Source organism: Rhodococcus mengyinensis (assembly GCF_048381435.1).
GTDB classification, from domain to species: domain Bacteria; phylum Actinomycetota; class Actinomycetes; order Mycobacteriales; family Mycobacteriaceae; genus Rhodococcus_F; species Rhodococcus_F opacus_D.
In genome coordinates, this window is the sequence record NZ_JBLWIT010000125.1 from 45,230 (window position 1) to 61,666 (window position 16,437).

Annotated in this window: 15 protein-coding genes and 1 riboswitch; of the genes, 4 read left to right on the forward strand and 11 right to left on the reverse strand. The window is 68.3% G+C overall.

All coding sequences use genetic code 11. The features are described from left to right. Positions 1 to 3: 3 nt before the first annotated feature. The 4 genes from trpS to ACNJ7E_RS28615 all read right to left on the reverse strand — a co-directional run bounded on the left by trpS (position 4) and on the right by ACNJ7E_RS28615 (position 4,578). Positions 4 to 1,038: a tryptophan--tRNA ligase gene (trpS, locus tag ACNJ7E_RS28600; RefSeq protein ID WP_280782697.1), complete on the reverse strand. Its 1,035-nt coding sequence runs from the start codon at positions 1,036 to 1,038 to the stop codon at positions 4 to 6. Between the two features lie 52 nt (positions 1,039 to 1,090). Then, positions 1,091 to 1,897, reverse strand: a complete 807-nt coding sequence (locus ACNJ7E_RS28605; protein WP_418341572.1) for an exodeoxyribonuclease III — start codon at positions 1,895 to 1,897, stop codon at positions 1,091 to 1,093. Positions 1,898 to 1,932: 35 nt separating this feature from the next. After that, a complete protein-coding gene (locus ACNJ7E_RS28610) occupies positions 1,933 to 3,156 on the reverse strand; it encodes an MFS transporter (protein WP_280782696.1) in 1,224 nt (407 codons plus the stop codon). 198 nt (positions 3,157 to 3,354) lie between these two features. Further along, positions 3,355 to 4,578, reverse strand: a complete 1,224-nt coding sequence (locus ACNJ7E_RS28615; protein ID WP_418341573.1) for an NADP-dependent isocitrate dehydrogenase — start codon at positions 4,576 to 4,578, stop codon at positions 3,355 to 3,357. Between the two features lie 273 nt (positions 4,579 to 4,851). Then, positions 4,852 to 4,972: riboswitch (SAM riboswitch) on the forward strand. 117 nt (positions 4,973 to 5,089) lie between these two features. Between ACNJ7E_RS28615 and ACNJ7E_RS28620 the strand changes: the two genes are divergently transcribed. Both ACNJ7E_RS28620 and metX read left to right on the forward strand, forming a co-directional pair. Continuing rightward, complete coding sequence (locus ACNJ7E_RS28620) at positions 5,090 to 6,373, forward strand: bifunctional o-acetylhomoserine/o-acetylserine sulfhydrylase (protein ID WP_105420521.1); 1,284 nt, start codon at positions 5,090 to 5,092, stop codon at positions 6,371 to 6,373. Then, positions 6,370 to 7,494, forward strand: a complete 1,125-nt coding sequence (gene metX / locus ACNJ7E_RS28625; RefSeq protein ID WP_280782693.1) for a homoserine O-acetyltransferase MetX — start codon at positions 6,370 to 6,372, stop codon at positions 7,492 to 7,494. Before ACNJ7E_RS28620 ends, metX begins: the two co-directional genes overlap by 4 nt. Positions 7,495 to 7,525: 31 nt before the next feature. Here the strand turns inward: metX and ACNJ7E_RS28630 are convergent, their stop codons facing one another. Genes ACNJ7E_RS28630 through ACNJ7E_RS28640 form a run of 3 tightly spaced genes read right to left on the reverse strand, consistent with a single transcriptional unit; the run spans position 7,526 to position 9,311 of the window. Continuing rightward, positions 7,526 to 7,810: a DUF3017 domain-containing protein gene (locus ACNJ7E_RS28630; RefSeq protein ID WP_005239865.1), complete on the reverse strand. Its 285-nt coding sequence runs from the start codon at positions 7,808 to 7,810 to the stop codon at positions 7,526 to 7,528. Position 7,811: 1 nt separating this feature from the next. Then, positions 7,812 to 8,672, reverse strand: a complete 861-nt coding sequence (locus ACNJ7E_RS28635; protein ID WP_198602216.1) for a bifunctional methylenetetrahydrofolate dehydrogenase/methenyltetrahydrofolate cyclohydrolase — start codon at positions 8,670 to 8,672, stop codon at positions 7,812 to 7,814. Between the two features lie 33 nt (positions 8,673 to 8,705). After that, positions 8,706 to 9,311 carry a pentapeptide repeat-containing protein gene (locus ACNJ7E_RS28640; protein WP_280782692.1) on the reverse strand — a complete coding sequence of 202 codons (606 nt, stop codon included), beginning with the start codon at positions 9,309 to 9,311 and terminating at the stop codon, positions 8,706 to 8,708. 43 nt (positions 9,312 to 9,354) lie between these two features. On the opposite strand from ACNJ7E_RS28640, the gene ACNJ7E_RS28645 reads away from it, so the two are divergent. Further along, positions 9,355 to 9,822 carry a tRNA (cytidine(34)-2'-O)-methyltransferase gene (locus ACNJ7E_RS28645; RefSeq protein WP_025432262.1) on the forward strand — a complete coding sequence of 156 codons (468 nt, stop codon included), beginning with the start codon at positions 9,355 to 9,357 and terminating at the stop codon, positions 9,820 to 9,822. On the opposite strand, the gene ACNJ7E_RS28650 is transcribed toward ACNJ7E_RS28645, so the two are convergent. Continuing rightward, the gene (locus tag ACNJ7E_RS28650) at positions 9,803 to 10,747 is read right to left on the reverse strand and encodes a LysR family transcriptional regulator (protein WP_280782691.1); all 945 of its coding nucleotides are present in this window, start codon (positions 10,745 to 10,747) and stop codon (positions 9,803 to 9,805) included. The genes ACNJ7E_RS28645 and ACNJ7E_RS28650 overlap by 20 nt on opposite strands. Positions 10,748 to 10,836: 89 nt before the next feature. Between ACNJ7E_RS28650 and ACNJ7E_RS28655 the strand changes: the two genes are divergently transcribed. Next, the gene (locus ACNJ7E_RS28655; protein WP_280782690.1) at positions 10,837 to 11,886 is read left to right on the forward strand and encodes a TDT family transporter; all 1,050 of its coding nucleotides are present in this window, start codon (positions 10,837 to 10,839) and stop codon (positions 11,884 to 11,886) included. Between the two features lie 21 nt (positions 11,887 to 11,907). Here ACNJ7E_RS28655 and ACNJ7E_RS28660 read toward each other — a convergent pair whose 3' ends face one another. Genes ACNJ7E_RS28660 through ACNJ7E_RS28670 form a run of 3 tightly spaced genes read right to left on the reverse strand, consistent with a single transcriptional unit; the run spans position 11,908 to position 16,384 of the window. Beyond that, positions 11,908 to 12,216, reverse strand: a complete 309-nt coding sequence (locus ACNJ7E_RS28660) for a rhodanese-like domain-containing protein (RefSeq protein ID WP_005257071.1) — start codon at positions 12,214 to 12,216, stop codon at positions 11,908 to 11,910. Next, a complete protein-coding gene (locus ACNJ7E_RS28665) occupies positions 12,213 to 13,106 on the reverse strand; it encodes a DUF4349 domain-containing protein (protein WP_280782689.1) in 894 nt (297 codons plus the stop codon). Before ACNJ7E_RS28665 ends, ACNJ7E_RS28660 begins: the two co-directional genes overlap by 4 nt. A gap of 23 nt (positions 13,107 to 13,129) precedes the next feature. After that, on the reverse strand, positions 13,130 to 16,384 hold the full coding sequence (locus ACNJ7E_RS28670) for an error-prone DNA polymerase (protein ID WP_418341574.1): 3,255 nt from the start codon (positions 16,382 to 16,384) through the stop codon (positions 13,130 to 13,132). Positions 16,385 to 16,437: the final 53 nt, after the last annotated feature.

A 16,437-nucleotide genomic window follows, 5' to 3' on the forward strand; every position in this document is an offset into this window, starting at 1 on the left:
TGCTCATCCCTTCGGTGTCAGAAACCCAACCTTCTCGTACACGGCCGCCAGAGTCTGCGACGACACCTCGCGGGCGCGGTGAGCACCGGCTGCGATGATCCGATCGAGTTCTGCCTCGTCCGAGAGGTACCCTTCCACCTTCGCTTTCAACGGTGTCACGAACTCGGCGAGGACATCTGCCGTATCGGTTTTCAGGTCGCCGTACCCCTTGCCCTCGTACCCGGCCACCAACGTCTCGACCGGAGTCCCGGACAGCGCGGACTGGATGGTGAGCAGGTTGCTCACACCGGGCTTGGCCTGCGGGTCGTAGCGGATCTCCCGCTCGTTGTCGGTGACCGCGGACTTGATCTTCTTCGCCGACACCTTGGGGTCGTCGAGAAGGTTGATCAGTCCGGCGGGGCTCGGACCGGACTTGCTCATCTTCGACGTCGGATCCTGCAGGTCGTAGATCTTGGCGGTGCCCTTGATGATCTGGGCCTCGGGAATGACGAACGCCTTCCCGAACCGGGTGTTGAACCGCTGGGCGAGATCGCGGGACAGTTCGAGATGCTGACGCTGGTCCTCGCCGACGGGGACCCGCTGCGGACGGTAGAGCAGGATGTCGGCAGCCATCAGCACCGGATACGTGAACAGGCCGACGCTCGCGTTCTCACTGCCCTGTTTGGCCGACTTGTCCTTGAACTGCGTCATCCGGCTCGCTTCACCGAAACCGGTGATGCAGTTGAGGACCCACGCCAGCTGCGCGTGCTCGGGCACCTGGCTCTGCACGAACAGCGTGGCGCGGTCGGGGTCGATTCCGAGCGCCAGCAGCTGCGCCGCCGCGATCTTCGTACGACGGCGCAGCTCCTTCGGGTCCTGCGCCACCGTGATCGCGTGAAGGTCGGGGATGAAGTAGAACGCGTCGAAGTCGTCCTGCAGAGGCACCCACTGCTGCAGAGCACCCAGGAAGTTGCCGAGGTGGAACGAGTCGGCGGTGGGCTGGATGCCGGAGAGCACCCGCGGTTTCGCGATGGGTTTCTGAGCTGCAGGGGTCGACATGAGTACTGATCTTTTCACGTGCGCCGTGACGACACGAATCAGATACCGGCCGTCACCGGTACTGGACGGTGACCGGCGCGTGATCTGACCACCGCTGGTCGTAGGTTTCGGCGCGCTCGACGACGGCCTGCTTGGCCCGCTCAGCCAGTTCCCGGGTGGCGATCTGGTAGTCGATGCGCCAGCCGGAGTCGTTGTCGAACGCCTTCCCGCGGTACGACCACCAGGAGTACGGCCCGGCGACGTCGGGATTGAGGTGCCGGACCACGTCGGTCCAGTGCGCGTCCTCGGCGAACAGGGCGCCGAGCCACTCCCGCTCGTTCGGGAGGAAACCGGAGTTCTTCTTGTTGGTCTTCCAGTTCTTCAGGTCGAGTTCGGCGTGGGCGATGTTCCAGTCGCCGCAGACCACGACGTGCCTGCCTGCCGCGACGGCGGCCGCTGCGGTGTCGGTGAGGTACCGGGCGAAGGAGTCCATGAACCGCTCCTTCTCCTCCTGCCGCGGTGTCTGGGCCTCCCCGGAGGGCAGGTACAGGCTCGCGACGGTCAGGTCGTCGAAGTCGGCCTCGAGGTAGCGGCCCGCGGTCGCGAACTCGTCGTCACCGTGGCCGACGCGGAAGGCGTCGGCAGGTTTCCGGGACAGGATCGCGACGCCGTTGCGTCCCTTCGACGACGGCTCCGCGGACACCAGGTTCCATCCGCCCTCCAGAGCGGGCGCGAGCGTCTCGGCGAGCTGCTCGTCGGACGCCCGCGTCTCCTGCAGACACACGACGTCGGCCTCTGTGCGCTCGATCCACTCGGTGAGCCCCTTGCGGGCGGCGGCGCGAACGCCGTTGACATTGACGGTGGTGATGATGTGTGGCACGGCAAGCACCGTAGCGGACGCGTACGACAGCGCGGCTACCGAGACGAACGGGCGCTGCGGCGTTCCATCGCGACCGCCACGGTGAGGACCACGAGACCCGCCACGGCCAGCAGCGCACCGACCGCGGCGGGCGCCGTGTAGCCGTAGCCGGCCGCGATCACGACACCACCGATCCACGCCCCGAACGCGTTCGCGATGTTGAGGGCCGCGTGGTTGAGCGAGGCGGCGAGGGTCTGGGCGTCCGCGGCGACGTCCATCAGCCGGGTCTGCAACCCGGGAACCATCGACGCACCCGCCGCACCGACGAAGAACACCAGCAGCAGCGCCGTGTACGGGTTGTGGGAGGCGATCACGAAGACGCCGAGCAACACCCCGAGCGCCGTCATCGATACGAACAGGCCGGGAATCAGCGCCCGGTCGGCGAGTCGGCCGCCGATCAGATTGCCCGCGACCATGCCCAGGCCGTAGATCATCAGGGCCAGCGGCACCAGCGACCGCGACAGGCCGGCGACGTCGGTGAGCGTCGTGCTGATGTACGTGTAGACGGCGAACATGCCACCGAACCCGACCATGCCGATGATCAGCGTCATCCACACCTGCGCGCGGCGCAGGGCACCGAGTTCGGTGAGGGGATTCGACATCCGCATGGCGGCGAGCGCGGGCACCCACGACCAGATCGCGCCCAGTGTCACCACACCGATCACGGCCACGAGCGCGAAGGCGCTGCGCCAGCCGAGCGTCTGGCCCAGCCACGACGCGACGGGAACGCCGACGACGTTGGCCACCGACAGTCCCATCATCACGAGAGCGACCGCCCTGGCTCGCTGGCCGCGGTCCGCGAGGTGCGCCGCCACGAGGGCCGCGACACCGAAGTAGGCGCCGTGCGGCAGGCCCGCCACGAACCGCGCGGCCATCAGCACGCCGTAGTTCGGCGCGAACACCGTGGCGGCGTTGCCGATCGTGAACGCCGCCATCAACGCGATCAGCAGCGTCTTACGGGGCACCCGCGCGGTCAACGCCGCGATGAGTGGCGCGCCGACGACCACACCCAGCGCATACGCCGAGATGACGTGCCCGGCCGTCGGCTCGGTGATCCCGAGACTCGACGCCATCTCGGGCAGTAGCCCCATCGCCACGAACTCGGTGGTCCCGATCCCGAAGCCACCGAGCGCGAGCGCGATCATGGCGAGCTTGCGGACGGACGGATGTTGGGCGATGACACCGAGGTGCTCGGGGCGGACGGGGGTGGAAGTGCTCACAGCAGAACTTTCGACTAGGCGGGGAGACGGCTACGCGGCGCACGGCGCCTCGTTGCGCAACGACCCACATCGAAATTCTCTTCCCCGGATTCCGCTTTTCGCGCCGCGAGCGACCGTGAGATGACTCACCCGGCCCGGAAACCCCGAACGGGACGCCCCGTGAGGGGACGTCCCGCTCGTAACGCTGTGGCTCGGTGCCTACTGCTCGGCGATGGCCTTCTGGAGGTTGATGTCCAGCGCACCGAGGAACTCCTCGGTGGTCAGGTAGCCCTGGTCGCCGCCGACCAGCATCGCGAGGTCCTTGGTCATCTGGCCACCCTCGACGGTCTTGATGACCACGTCTTCGAGCTTCTGGGCGAAGCCGATGACGTCGGGGGTGTTGTCCAGCTTGCCGCGGTGCTCGAGTCCACGGGTCCACGCGAAGATCGACGCGATGGGGTTGGTGGACGTCGGCTTGCCCTGCTGGTGCTGACGGAAGTGACGCGTCACGGTGCCGTGTGCGGCCTCGGCCTCACACGTCTGTCCGTCCGGGGTCAGCAGCACGGAGGTCATGAGGCCGAGCGATCCGAAGCCCTGCGCGACGGTGTCGGACTGGACGTCGCCGTCGTAGTTCTTGCAGGCCCAGACGTAGCCGCCCTCCCACTTGAGCGCCGACGCGACCATGTCGTCGATGAGACGGTGCTCGTAGGTGAGTCCTGCCGCGTCGAACTCCGACTTGAACTCGGTCTCGTAGACGTGCTGGAAGATGTCCTTGAACGCGCCGTCGTACGCCTTGAGGATGGTGTTCTTGGTCGACAGGTACACCGGGTAGTTCTGCTGCAGGCCGTAGTTGAGCGAGGCGCGCGCGAAGTCCTCGATGGACTTGGTGAAGTTGTACTGACCCTGGACGACGCCGCCGCCCTCGGGGAAGTTCACCAGCTCGTGCTCGATCGGCTCGCTGCCGTCCTCGGGCGTGTAGGTGATCATCACCTTGCCGGGACCGGGGACCTTGAAGTCGGTGGCGCGGTACTGGTCGCCGAAGGCGTGACGGCCGATGATGATCGGCTTGGTCCAGCCCGGAACCAGTCGCGGAACGTTGGAGATGATGATCGGCGCGCGGAAGATCGTCCCACCGAGGATGTTGCGGATGGTGCCGTTGGGCGACCGCCACATCTTCTTGAGACCGAACTCCTCGACGCGTGCCTCGTCCGGGGTGATGGTCGCGCACTTGACGCCGACGCCGTGCTTCTTGATGGCGTTGGCCGCGTCGACGGTCACCTGGTCGTCGGTCTCGTCCCGGTGTTCGATGCCGAGGTCGTAGTACTCGAGATTCACATCCAGGTAAGGATGGATCAGTTTGTCTTTGATGAACTGCCAGATAATGCGTGTCATCTCGTCGCCGTCGAGTTCGACGACGGTGCCCTCAACCTTGATTTTGGACATGGGTGCTTCGCGTCCTCCTAGGAAGATTCCCTGGTTACACGGTTGCGGTCGCACTTTGTGAGTGGGTCCGCGAACGGTTCGCTTTTCAAACGTAGACGGTCAAGGCGGCCGCTGGGAGACCGCACGTAAACAAGACAAGCGTACTGCTATGCGCCACGCTCGCAACACCTGGGGCACGGAGGCCATCCCTACTCACGGGTAACTTTTCCCTGCTAGTGGCCCTGATCGGTGCCGTTTCCGGTCGTTCCACCCCAGCCGCTAAGATTCACTCCAGGTCATGAGTGCCAGCAACGAGCCCCGGCTAGCTGGCCGGCAACCCTCCACCGCGGTGGGGTGCCCCGGGTGATGACCTGGTTCCCTGATTCATACAACAGTCGGGTGACAAGCGCGGGTCCGACATCGGAGGTTCATGATGTGTTGTTGTTGTCGTAGATAGACCCCAGACAAGCCCTGCGCGCGAACGAACCAGCAACTCCGTCGCGCCTCGTCAGACCACTGGAGTAGACAGCACATGACCGAGAACTGGTCGTTCGAGACCAAGCAGATCCACGCCGGGCAGACGTCCGACGCGACCACCAAGGCGCGGGCGCTGCCGATCTACCAGACCACCTCGTACACGTTCGACAGCACCGATCACGCTGCCGCGCTGTTCGGTCTGGCCGAGCCGGGCAACATCTACACCCGCATCATGAACCCCACCCAGGACGCGGTCGAGCAGCGCATCGCCGCCCTCGAAGGCGGCGTCGCCGCCCTGCTGCTGTCCTCCGGACAGGCCGCCGAGACGATCGCGATCCTGAACCTCGCCGAGGCGGGCGACCACATCGTCTCCAGCCCGCGGCTGTACGGCGGCACCTACAACCTCTTCCACTACACGCTGCCCAAGCTCGGCATCGAGGTCTCGTTCGTCGAGGACCCCGACGACCTCGAGCAGTGGAAGGACGCGATCCGGGACAACACGAAGGCGTTCTACGGCGAGACCATCTCCAACCCCCGCAACGACGTCCTCGACCTGCCGGGCATCTCCGGGATCGCCCATCAGCACGGGCTCCCGCTGATCGTCGACAACACGGTGGCCACCCCCTACCTGATCCGCCCCCTCGAGCACGGTGCGGACATCGTGGTGCACTCCGCCACCAAGTACCTCGGTGGCCACGGCACGGCGATCGCCGGTGTCATCGTCGACGGCGGCACGTTCGACTGGACCCAGGGCCGCCACGGCAACTTCACCACCCCGGACCCGAGCTACCACGGCGTCGTCTACTCCGAACTCGGACCGCCTGCCTTCGCCCTCAAGGCGCGCGTGCAGCTGCTCCGCGACCTCGGCTCGGCGATCTCCCCGTTCAACGCGTTCCTCATCGCCCAGGGTCTCGAGACGCTGAGCCTTCGCATGGAACGGCACGTGTCCAACGCGACCGCCGTCGCCCAGTACCTGGAGGCGCGGCCGGAGGTCGTGTCCGTCGGATACGCCGGGCTTCCGTCGTCGCCCTGGCACGACCGGGCGAAGCAGATCGCGCCGCGGGGTGCGGGCGCGATCGTGACGTTCGAACTCGCCGGCGGCATCGACGCGGGCAAGAAGTTCGTCAACGCGCTCACCCTGCACAGTCACGTCGCGAACATCGGCGACGTCCGCTCGCTGGTGATCCACCCGGCGTCCACCACACACTCCCAGCTGACCCCCGAGGAGCAGGCCGCCAGCGGCGTCACCCCCGGACTGGTCCGCCTGGCTGTAGGCATCGAAGGGATCGACGACATCATCGCCGATATCGAGACCGGACTCACGGCGGCGGCATCTTGACCGTGAGCGCTGTACAGAACCTGCCCGTGGCGGACGGACGTCTCGGCACCATCGACATCGGATCGCTCGAGCTCGAGAGCGGAACAGTGATCCCGTCGGTGTCCCTCGCCGTGCAGCGATGGGGTGAGTTGTCCCCGAACCGGGACAACGTGGTGCTCGTCGAGCACGCCCTCACCGGCGACTCGCACGTCACCGGACCCGTCACCGACGAACACCCCTCCCCCGGCTGGTGGACCGGGATGGTCGGTCCGGGTGCGCCGATCGACACCGACGAATGGTGCGTCATCGCGACCAATGTCCTCGGTGGCTGCCGCGGCACCACCGGTCCCGGTTCGATCGCCGAGGACGGGCGCCCGTGGGGCAGCCGTTTCCCGGAGATCTCCATCCGCGACCAGATCGCGGCCGAGAAGAAGTTCACCGACCTGCTGGGCATCGACAAGCTGGCGTCCGTCGTCGGCGGTTCGATGGGCGGAATGCGCGCGCTCGAGTGGGCCGTCACCTACCCGGACCAGGTGGCGTCCGCGCTCGTTCTCGCGGTCGGCGCCCGCGCGACCGCCGACCAGATCGGCACACAGACCACCCAGATCGCGGCCATCACCAGCGACCCCGACTGGCAGGGCGGCGACTATCACGACACCGGCCGGATCCCCCGGGCCGGACTGCGCATCGCCCGCCGGATCGCGCACCTGACCTACCGCAGCGAGGCCGAACTCGACTCCCGGTTCGCGAACTCGCCGCAGGACGGCGAGGACCCGTGGCGCGGCGGCCGGTACGCCGTCGAGAGCTACCTCCAGCACCAGGCCGACAAGCTGGTCGGCAGGTTCGACCCGAGCACATACGTGCTGCTGTCCGAGGCCATGAACCGGCACGACGTGGGCCGCGGTCGCGGTGGCATCGCCGCGGCGCTGGGGACGATCACCGCACCCGTCATCGTGGGCGGCGTCGACTCCGACCGCCTGTACCCGATCCGCCTGCAGGAGGATCTGGCCAACGACATCCCCACCTGCGACGGTCTGCGGGTCCTCAACTCACGGGACGGCCACGACGGGTTCCTCACCGAGGCCGCCGCCGTCGCGAAACTGCTCTCCGAGACGATGCAACTGGCCCGCGCGGGGCGCTGACCCCCGTGCGGGACGACACCCGCTCGGACCGCTAGTCGGTTCCGAGCGGGTCGATCGACACGGCCAGCCACACGATTGCGCCCCCGACGGCCACCAGCGCACCCACGTCGAAAGGCTTGCTGCGCACCGCGAGCAGTCCGACGCGCTCCGACGGCATCATCAACCGGAATACCGCCGCGAGCAGCGTGGCGACGCCGAACACGAACGCGCCTCGTCGCCACCGATCCGCGAGCACGAACACGACGGCCACGACGATGACGACCAGGACTGCGAGCATCGGCAGATTCTTCTTCGCGAACTGCCCCCAGTCGGCCATCTCAGCCGAGAGACGCTGCGACACGCTCGGCCCGCTCCACGACGTTGGTCAGCAGGAAGGCACGGGTGAGCGGCCCGACGCCACCGGGGTTCGGGGACAGGAAGCCGGCGACCTCGGCGACATCCGCCGCAACGTCGCCGCGCAGTCCGTCCGCGGTGCGGCTCACACCCACGTCGAGCACCGCGGCACCGGGCTTGACCATGTCGGCCGTGACCAGACCGGGAACGCCCGCCGCCGCGATCACGATGTCGGCGCGGCGGACCTCCGCTCCGAGGTCTCGCGTACGGGTGTGGCAGAGGGTGACGGTGGCGTTCTCGCTGCGCCGGGTGAACAGCAGACCGATCGGGCGGCCCACGGTGACACCGCGACCGACGACGACGACGTGTGCCCCCTCGATCGGCACCTCGTACCGGCGCAGCAGGTGCAGGATTCCGCGCGGCGTGCACGGCAGCGGCGCTTCCTTGCCCAGCACCAGCCGGCCCAGGTTGACCGGGTGCAGGCCGTCGGCGTCCTTGTCGGGGTCGATGCGCTCGAGGGCGGCGTTCTCGTCGAGCTGCTTCGGCAGCGGGAGCTGCACGATGTAGCCGGTGCAGTCCGGGTTGGCGTTGAGCTCGTCGATGGTGGCGTCGAGCTTCTCCTGCGTGATGTCGCCGGGCAGGTCGCGGCGGATCGAGGTGATCCCGACCTTCGCGCAGTCGTTGTGCTTCCCGCGCACGTAGGCGGCCGACCCCGGGTCGTCCCCCACCAGAACGGTGCCGAGACCGGGCGTGATGCCCTTGTCCTTCAGGGCGCTCACCCGCACCTTCAGGTCTTCGAAAATCTCGTCGCGGGTCGCCTTGCCATCGAGGATCGTTGCAGTCACGTGCCCCATTCTCTCAGGTTCGCCATACACGCGTCAGGTCGGTTCCACCACGAGCCCGTTGGCGGTCGCGTACGCGATGGCCTGGGTGAGTTCGATCTGCGCCTTGTCCAGCGAGACCGCCGTCCACAGGTTCGCGTCGACGTGGGCGCCGCGCAGGTCCGCGCCGTCGAATTTCGCGCCGCCGGTGCGGGCGCCGAACAGATCCGCCGACCGGAGCACGGCGCGCCGGAGGTCGGTGCGGACGAGGTTGGCTTCCCGGAACCGGCAGTCCGTGAAATCGAGTCCGCGCAGGTCGGCACCGCCGAGCGACGCGAGCGTGAAATCGCATTCGTCGAAGACCATCGGGCGCAGCCGGCAGTTGTCGAACTCCGACCCGAGGAAGCTGCAGTTGCGGAACTCGCTGTGCCACAGCGTTGTTCTGGTGAACGAGCACGAGCGGAACGCCGTCTGCACATGATGTGACTCGGCGAGGTCGGCGCCCGTGAAATCGCAGTCGGTGAAGATCACCGACTCGGTGCGGAGTTCACTCAGGTCGGCGTCGCGGAAGTTGCATTTCGTGTAGTGCCGCCGCTGCCAGTTCTGCGCGGGGAGTCGTGCGTCGCCGTAGTCCTCACCCACCACCTCTTCTACCGGATCCATGCGTCCATCATGCCGCCTCGCGGTGTGCCCCTAAGCTGTGCGGGTGTTCCGAGTGATGTTCCACGAACCCCGAATCCCACCCAACACCGGCAACGCCATCCGCATGGTGGCAGGAACCGGGTGTGAACTGCACCTCGTGGGTCCACTCGGATTCGACCTGTCCGAGCCGAAACTCAAACGTGCCGGACTCGACTACCACGACCTGGCGTCGGTGACCGTGCACGAGAACCTGGAGGCGGCCTGGGCTGCGCTGGAGCCTGCGCGGGTGTACGCCTTCACCGCGCACGCCACCGTGTCGTACGCCGACATCGCCTACCAGCCCGGCGACGTTCTGCTGTTCGGTCCCGAACCCACTGGACTGTCGGAGGAGGTGCTGGCCGATCCCCACGTGACGGAGCGGCTGCGGATCCCCATGCTGCCCGGCCGCCGGTCGCTGAACCTGTCGAACGCCGCCGCCCTCGTCACGTACGAGGCGTGGCGCCAGCACGGATTCAGCGGGGCTGCGCTGTAGCTCCGACGGCTGCGGTCCCGACACCCGCGGCCGCGCCGGCACCGAGCGCGATGTCGAGGAAGTCGCGCGCCGCACCCTGGACGCCGCGCACCGGGTCCCAGACGGCGGAGAGCCGCCGCGGAAGCGTCAACCCCTCCACCTGAACGGAGGCGAGGCGGCCATCCGTCAAGTCGGCGGCCACCGCCAGCGAGGACAGCACCGCCGGAGCGTTACCCGCCACGACCGCTGCCTTCACCGCCGTGCACGACGTCAGCTCCAGCAACGGCGGAACGCACTGCGGCACCGCGTTCTCCAGGGTGGTGCGCGTCCCGGAACCGGACTCACGCTGGATCATCGGCGTCGCGGCGAGTTCGGACACGGGAATCGGTGACCGGCGGACCCATTCGTGCTCCGGCGGCACCACGACCACCAGGTGGTCGCGGCCGATCTCGCGTACCTGCAGTCCAGCCGGAATGTCCGGGCCCTCGACGAACCCGAGATCCGCCTCACCGGACAGCACCCGGGCGGTCACCTCGGACGAGTTGAGCAGCCGCACGTTGGTGACCACGTTCGGGTACTTGCGCCGCATCGCGACGGTCCACCCGGGAACCAGGTACTCGGCGATCGTCATGCTGGCCGCCACCGTCAGCCCGGCCTGCCGTTCGCCGCGCAGCGCCGCGACCCCCGACGCCAGTTCCTCGGCCGTGGCGAGGATGTGACTCGCCCATTCGAGGATGAGCGCGCCTTCCGACGTGGGCCGCACACCGCTGGCACCGCGGCTGAACACCTTGATGCCGAACTGACGCTCGGCCGACCGCACCCGGGCGCTGACCGCCTGCTGGCTGAGCCCGTGTTCACGCCCCGCCGCCCCCATGCTGCCGAGCCGCTCGACGGACAGCAGGACGTCGAGGGCACTGAGTTCGGGTACTCGGGGAGACAGCGGCACAACCCAAGGCTAGTCCCACAAACGCAATTTGTGGGTATTCAACGACAAGCCTTCTACCGGCCACGACGATGCGTCGGCAAGCTCTAGGTATGACCCCGAATTGGTTCGCAGCAGTGATGGGCACCGGCATCGTCGCAGTCGTCGCCGCGGCATTTCCGGCAGGCGGTCCGGTGGCCCGGACGGCCGCCGAGATCTTCTGGCTGATCGCCGCGACGCTGCTCGTGGTGCTGACGACCGCACTGGTGCGGCACTGGATCCGTCGCCGCGACGACGCACTCGCGGACGCGCGCAGCCACACGATGTTCCCGTTCTACGGCGCCGTGTCGATGGCGGTGCTGACGGTCGGCGCCGGCACCGGATCCGCGGGCCGCGCACTTCTCGGTGGTGTCGCTGTCGCCGCGTCGGCCACCCTGTGGACGATCGGAACCGTCATCGGGCTCGTCACCTACGTGGTGATGGCGCGCCGACTGGCCCGGCCTCACCAGGTGACTCCGGTGCCGTCCTGGCTCATGCCCGTCGTGCCGCCGATGGTGTCGGCCGCCACCGGTGCCGCGCTGGTCCAGCGCCTCCCGGAAGGCGCGGCCCAGATCGCGATGCTCGCGCTCTGCTACACGCTGTTCGCGCTGGCGCTGAGCGCCGCATTGACCGTCGCCGTCGTCGTCGGACGCCATCTGCTGAGCAACGGGCTCCCCGACACCCCGCTCGTGCCCACCCTGTGGATTCCGCTCGGCGTGATCGGCCAGTCGGTGGCGGCGATCAATCTGCTCGGCGGGGCATCCGGCCACGCCTGGCTCCACGCGGTGGGCGTGGTCTACGGGACCACCATTGGCGCACTCGGCGTCCTCGCCCTCGTGACGCTGGTCACGGTGACCGCCAAGGCCTTTCGCCGCGGGCTGGGGTTCACGCCCGGCTGGTGGAGTTTCACGTTCCCCGTCGGCACCTGCGCGCTGGGTGCGAACTCGCTCGGCGTCGCACTGGACTCGGTGGTGATCGTCGGCGTCGGCGTGACCCTGTGGTGCGCGCTGGTCCTGATCTGGAGCACCGTTGCGGTCCGCACACTGAGGCACGCCGCCGGGCAACGGGGTGGGCGCGTGGTCCGCGAGGACCCCGCGGCCCACGCCCTCAGCGCGGTCCGCTGACCGGAATGGTGCCCCGGGGTGTCACGCGCCCGACTCGACGGGGCGTCCGGACTGCATCCACGCGGACGTCCCGCCCGCGACCGACACGGCGTTGATCCCCCGCGCGTTCAGGTACTCCGCCGCCTGCAGGCTCCGGCCGCCCACCCCGCAGATCACGTAGACGACCTCGGCTTCCGGGATCTCGTCCACGCGCGCGACGAACTCACTGAGCGGAATCAGCGTCACACCTGGCACCCGTGCCTGGGCGTACTCGTCGGCCTCGCGCACATCGATGACGGGGGCACCGGACGCCAACGCGCCGTCCAGGGCATTCAGGTCGACTTCGATCATTGCGTCTTCGCCTCTTCTCGTTCCGGCGCCGGGCCCGGCGGTGGGCCGGCCGGCCTGTTGTACATCCGGCGCAGACGGTACGCGCCGTACACGACCAGTGCGATGACGGCCACGAAACCGAACCAGGGAATCAGCGCCCCCACGACCACGGCACCGCCCTTGATCGCAGACAGCAGGGCGTGCCAGCCCGCGACGAGCCCTTCCCAGAAGTTGTCCGGACCGGGACTGGGCTGCTCGGCATCCGTGGTGGTGACGTCGATCATGAGCGTCGCCAATGCCACCTGGTCGCTCAGCGACCGCTTCTGGGCGGTGAGGCTGTCCAGTTCGCCCTGACGCTCCGACAACGCCCTCTCGGCCTCGATCAGATCCGCGGTGTTCGCCGCCGACGTGATGAGCCCCTGCAGCCGGGTGACGGACGCCGTCAACGCGCCGATCCGGGCGTCGAGATCCTGCGACTGCATCGTCACGTCGCTCTTCGTGACGCTGACGCTGGTGACCTTGCCCAGTTCCCGCAGATCGTCCAACGTCCGGGTGAGCGAGTCGGCGGGCACCCGGATGGTCAGGGAACTGCTCGCGTCCTGGTCGTCGGAGCCCGGCTGTTCGGTGAGCTGGTCGACGCGTCCGCCCAGATCGTCGACCTTGTCCACGATCTGCCTGCCGACCGCCACCGGGTCGTCCGCCGTGAGCGCGACCTGACCGGTGATGATCTCCTGGCGGTCGGTGGGCGCCTGGTCCTTCGCGGGTTGCTGTACTGCGCCACCGATTTCCATCTGGCTCGAGTCCCCGGGTGTCGGGGCGGGCGACGGTTGGGAGGAATCGCTGCCGGAACCACCACACCCCGCGAGCGCCAGCGAAGCCACGACGATCGCCGACAAGACGTATCTCCTCATGTCCGAATGCTAGCGGTGCCAGCTCACCTGAAGTCCCTGGATTTGGCGGACACCCGCAAATCCATCAGCTGCAGCCGATCCGCCACCACCGTCACCGCCCCCTCCGCGTTCTGCACCTTGCCGCGGACCAGCAATGCGGGCGCCGTGTTGGCGAGCTTGCGGTACTTCGCCCACAACCCCACCGAACACACCACGTTGACCATCCCGGTCTCGTCCTCGAGGTTGATGAACGTGACCCCCGCGGCCGTCGCCGGGCGCTGCCGGTGGGTCACCGCCCCACCCACCAGAACCCGGTCGCCGTCGGGGACATCGAGCAGGTGCGCCGCCGGGATCACCCCCAGCGCGTCGAGTTGCGGGCGCAGGAACTGGGTGGGGTACGTGTCCGGTGACACCCCGGTGGCCCACACGTCCGCCGCGGCCAGTTCGAGATCGCTCATCCCCGGCAGGGTCGGCGCGCGGGTGGATGCCCCGATCCCCGGCAGCCGGTCGCGGCGCTCCCCCGCCGCGGCGCCCGCCGCCCACAACGCCTCCCGGCGGGACAACCCGAAACTGTCGAGAGCACCTGCGGTAGCCAGCGATTCGGCTTGCGCCGTGCTCAGTTCCACCCGGCCGGTGAGGTCGAGGAACGACGTGTACGGACCTCCGTCGCCGCGGGATTCGACGATCCGCTCGGCCAGCGCGGTCCCGATGTGCCGCACCTCCCCGAGCCCGAGACGCACCTCCGTCCCGCCCGCCTCGACGGTGGCGTGCGCGAGACTCGCATTGATGTCCGCGCCGTGCACCGGCACCCCGTGCCTGCGGGCGTCGGCCACCAGCGACTGCGGCGAGTAGAAGCCCATCGGCTGCGCCCGCAGCAGACCGGCGCAGAACGCCGCCGGGTGATGGAGCTTGAACCACGACGAATAGAACACCAGGGCGGCGAAACTCTGCGAATGGCTTTCGGGGAAACCGAAATTCGCGAAGGCGTACAGCTTCTCGTAGATCCGGTCGGCCACGTCGTCACCGATCCCGTGCATCTCCCGCATGCCCTGGTAGAGCCGCCCCCTCAACCGTTCCATCTTCTCGGGCGACCGCTTGGAACCCATGGCCCGGCGGAGCTGGTCGGCCTCGGCCGGGCTGAAACCCGCCACGTCGACCGCCATCTGCATCAACTGCTCCTGGAACAGCGGCACACCCAGCGTCCGCTTCAGTGCCTTCTCCAGGGACGGGTGGTCGTAGGTCACCGGTTCGAGCTTGTTGCGACGGCGGATATACGGGTGCACCGATCCGCCCTGGATCGGACCGGGACGGATGAGCGCCACCTCCACCACCAGGTCGTAGAAGTTCCGTGGTTTCAGCCTCGGCAGGGTGGCCATCTGGGCCCGTGACTCCACCTGGAAGACCCCCACCGAGTCCGCCCGCTGCAACATCTCGTAGACGGCTTCCTCCGAGAGGTCCAGCTGCGCCAGATCCACCTCGATCCCCTTGTGCTCGGCCACGAGGTCGATCATGTAGTGCAGCGCGGAGAGCATGCCGAGACCCAGCATGTCGAACTTCACCAGACCCACCGCCGCGCAATCGTCCTTGTCCCACTGCAGAACGCTGCGGTTCTCCATGCGCGCCCACTCCACCGGGCACACGTCGGCGATCGGCCGGTCGCAGATCACCATGCCGCCCGAGTGGATGCCGAGGTGCCGCGGAAACCCCTCGATCTGAGCGGCCAGCTCGAGGACGGCGGGCGGAATGTCGGTGCCGACCTCCTTCCCGATGCCGCCCCAGCGACTGACCTGTTTGCTCCACGCGTCCTGCTGCCCCTGCGAGAAACCCAGCGCCCGGGCCATGTCCCGCACCGAGGACTTGCCGCGGTACGTGATGACGTTCGCCACCTGCGCCGCGTACTGGCGTCCGTACTTGGCGTAGACGTGCTGGATGGCCTCCTCCCGCCGATCGGATTCGATGTCGACGTCGATGTCCGGCGGGCCGTCGCGTTCGGGCGAGAGGAAACGTTCGAACAGCAGCTTGTTGCGGACGGGATCCACGTTGGTGATGCCGATGGCGTAACAGACGGCGGAGTTGGCCGCCGAACCCCTTCCCTGGCAGAGAATGTCGTTGTTCTTGCAGAACGACACGATGTCGTGGACCACCAGGAAGTAGCCCGGGAAGTTCAGCCCGGTGATGATGTCCAGTTCGTGCTCGATCTGCCGGTAGGCCTCCGGCCGGGCCGCAGGCGCACCGTAACGTCGGCGGGCTCCGTCCATCGTGAGCTGACGCAGCCAGCTCGCCTCGGTGTGCCCGTCGGGCACGTCGAACGGTGGCAGTTGCGGCGCGATGAGCCGCAGGTCGAACGCACACTCCAGGCCGAGGTCCGCGGCACCGCGGACGGCTTCCGGGTACGCGGCGAAGAGGTGCGCCATCTCCTCACCGGACCGCAGGTGCGCTCCCCCGGCGGGCGCCAGGTGCCCGGCCGCGTCGTCGAGGCTCTGCCGGGCCCGGACGGCGGCCATCGCCATGGCCAGCCTCCGGCGCGGCGGTCCCGCGAAGTGCGCCGCCGTGGACGCGATCACCCGAAGGCCGTGCTGCTGTGCGAGTTCGGCGAGGTCGGCGTTGCGCTCACCGTCCTCCGCGATGCCGTGATGGGTGAGTTCCACCGTGACCCGGTCGGCCCCGAACCGGTCGATCAGCTCCCGCAGCCGGGTGGCCGCGGCGTCCGGGCCACCGTCGGCCAGCGCCTGACGCACATGCCCCTTCCGGCACCCGGTCAGGATCTGCCAGTGCCCCCCGGCCGCGTCGGTGAGACGGTCGAGGTCGTAGCGCAGCTTGCCCTTCTCCCCGCCCGCGAGATGCGCCGCCGCGATTTCCCGGGAGAGCCGCCGGTATCCCTCCTGACCTCGCGCCAGTACCAGCAGATGCGCGTCGTCCAACGTCAGTTCGGACCCGAACACGGTGCGCATGTTCAGTTCCTTCGCCGCCTCCGCGAACCGGACCACACCGTAGAACCCGTCGTGGTCGGTGAGTGCGATGGCCTCGAGACCGAGCCGGACGGCCTCCTCCACCAACTCTTCCGGCGGGGAGGCGCCGTCGAGGAAACTGAACGCCGAATGCGCGTGGAGTTCGGCGTACGGAACGGTGGAGCCGGTGCGCTCCTGCGGGCCCGCCCGGTACTCCCCCCGCTTGCGCGACCACGCGGGGCTGTCGCCGCCGTCGCCCGGGTACAGCGACTCCGGGCTGACCCTCCCCGGCCTGCCCGACAGGACGCGCTCCATCTCGGACCACGTCGGCGGACCGTTTCCCCAACCCATCTGGCACACCTCTTCATGTCGCGCACGTGCCGTGCCGAAACCATGGAAGATGC

What these genes read in the sequence shown, in the direction of transcription:
- trpS (WP_280782697.1), bottom strand. Translation starts at nt 1,038, where the DNA reads ATGTCGACCCCTGCAGCTCAGAAACCCATCGCGAAACCGCGGGTGCTC.
- ACNJ7E_RS28615 (WP_418341573.1), bottom strand. Translation starts at nt 4,578, where the DNA reads ATGTCCAAAATCAAGGTTGAGGGCACCGTCGTCGAACTCGACGGCGAC.
- ACNJ7E_RS28620 (WP_105420521.1), top strand. Translation starts at nt 5,090, where the DNA reads ATGACCGAGAACTGGTCGTTCGAGACCAAGCAGATCCACGCCGGGCAG.
- ACNJ7E_RS28630 (WP_005239865.1), bottom strand. Translation starts at nt 7,810, where the DNA reads ATGGCCGACTGGGGGCAGTTCGCGAAGAAGAATCTGCCGATGCTCGCA.
- ACNJ7E_RS28640 (WP_280782692.1), bottom strand. Translation starts at nt 9,311, where the DNA reads ATGGATCCGGTAGAAGAGGTGGTGGGTGAGGACTACGGCGACGCACGA.
- ACNJ7E_RS28655 (WP_280782690.1), top strand. Translation starts at nt 10,837, where the DNA reads ATGACCCCGAATTGGTTCGCAGCAGTGATGGGCACCGGCATCGTCGCA.
- ACNJ7E_RS28660 (WP_005257071.1), bottom strand. Translation starts at nt 12,216, where the DNA reads ATGATCGAAGTCGACCTGAATGCCCTGGACGGCGCGTTGGCGTCCGGT.
- ACNJ7E_RS28665 (WP_280782689.1), bottom strand. Translation starts at nt 13,106, where the DNA reads ATGAGGAGATACGTCTTGTCGGCGATCGTCGTGGCTTCGCTGGCGCTC.
- ACNJ7E_RS28670 (WP_418341574.1), bottom strand. Translation starts at nt 16,384, where the DNA reads ATGGGTTGGGGAAACGGTCCGCCGACGTGGTCCGAGATGGAGCGCGTC.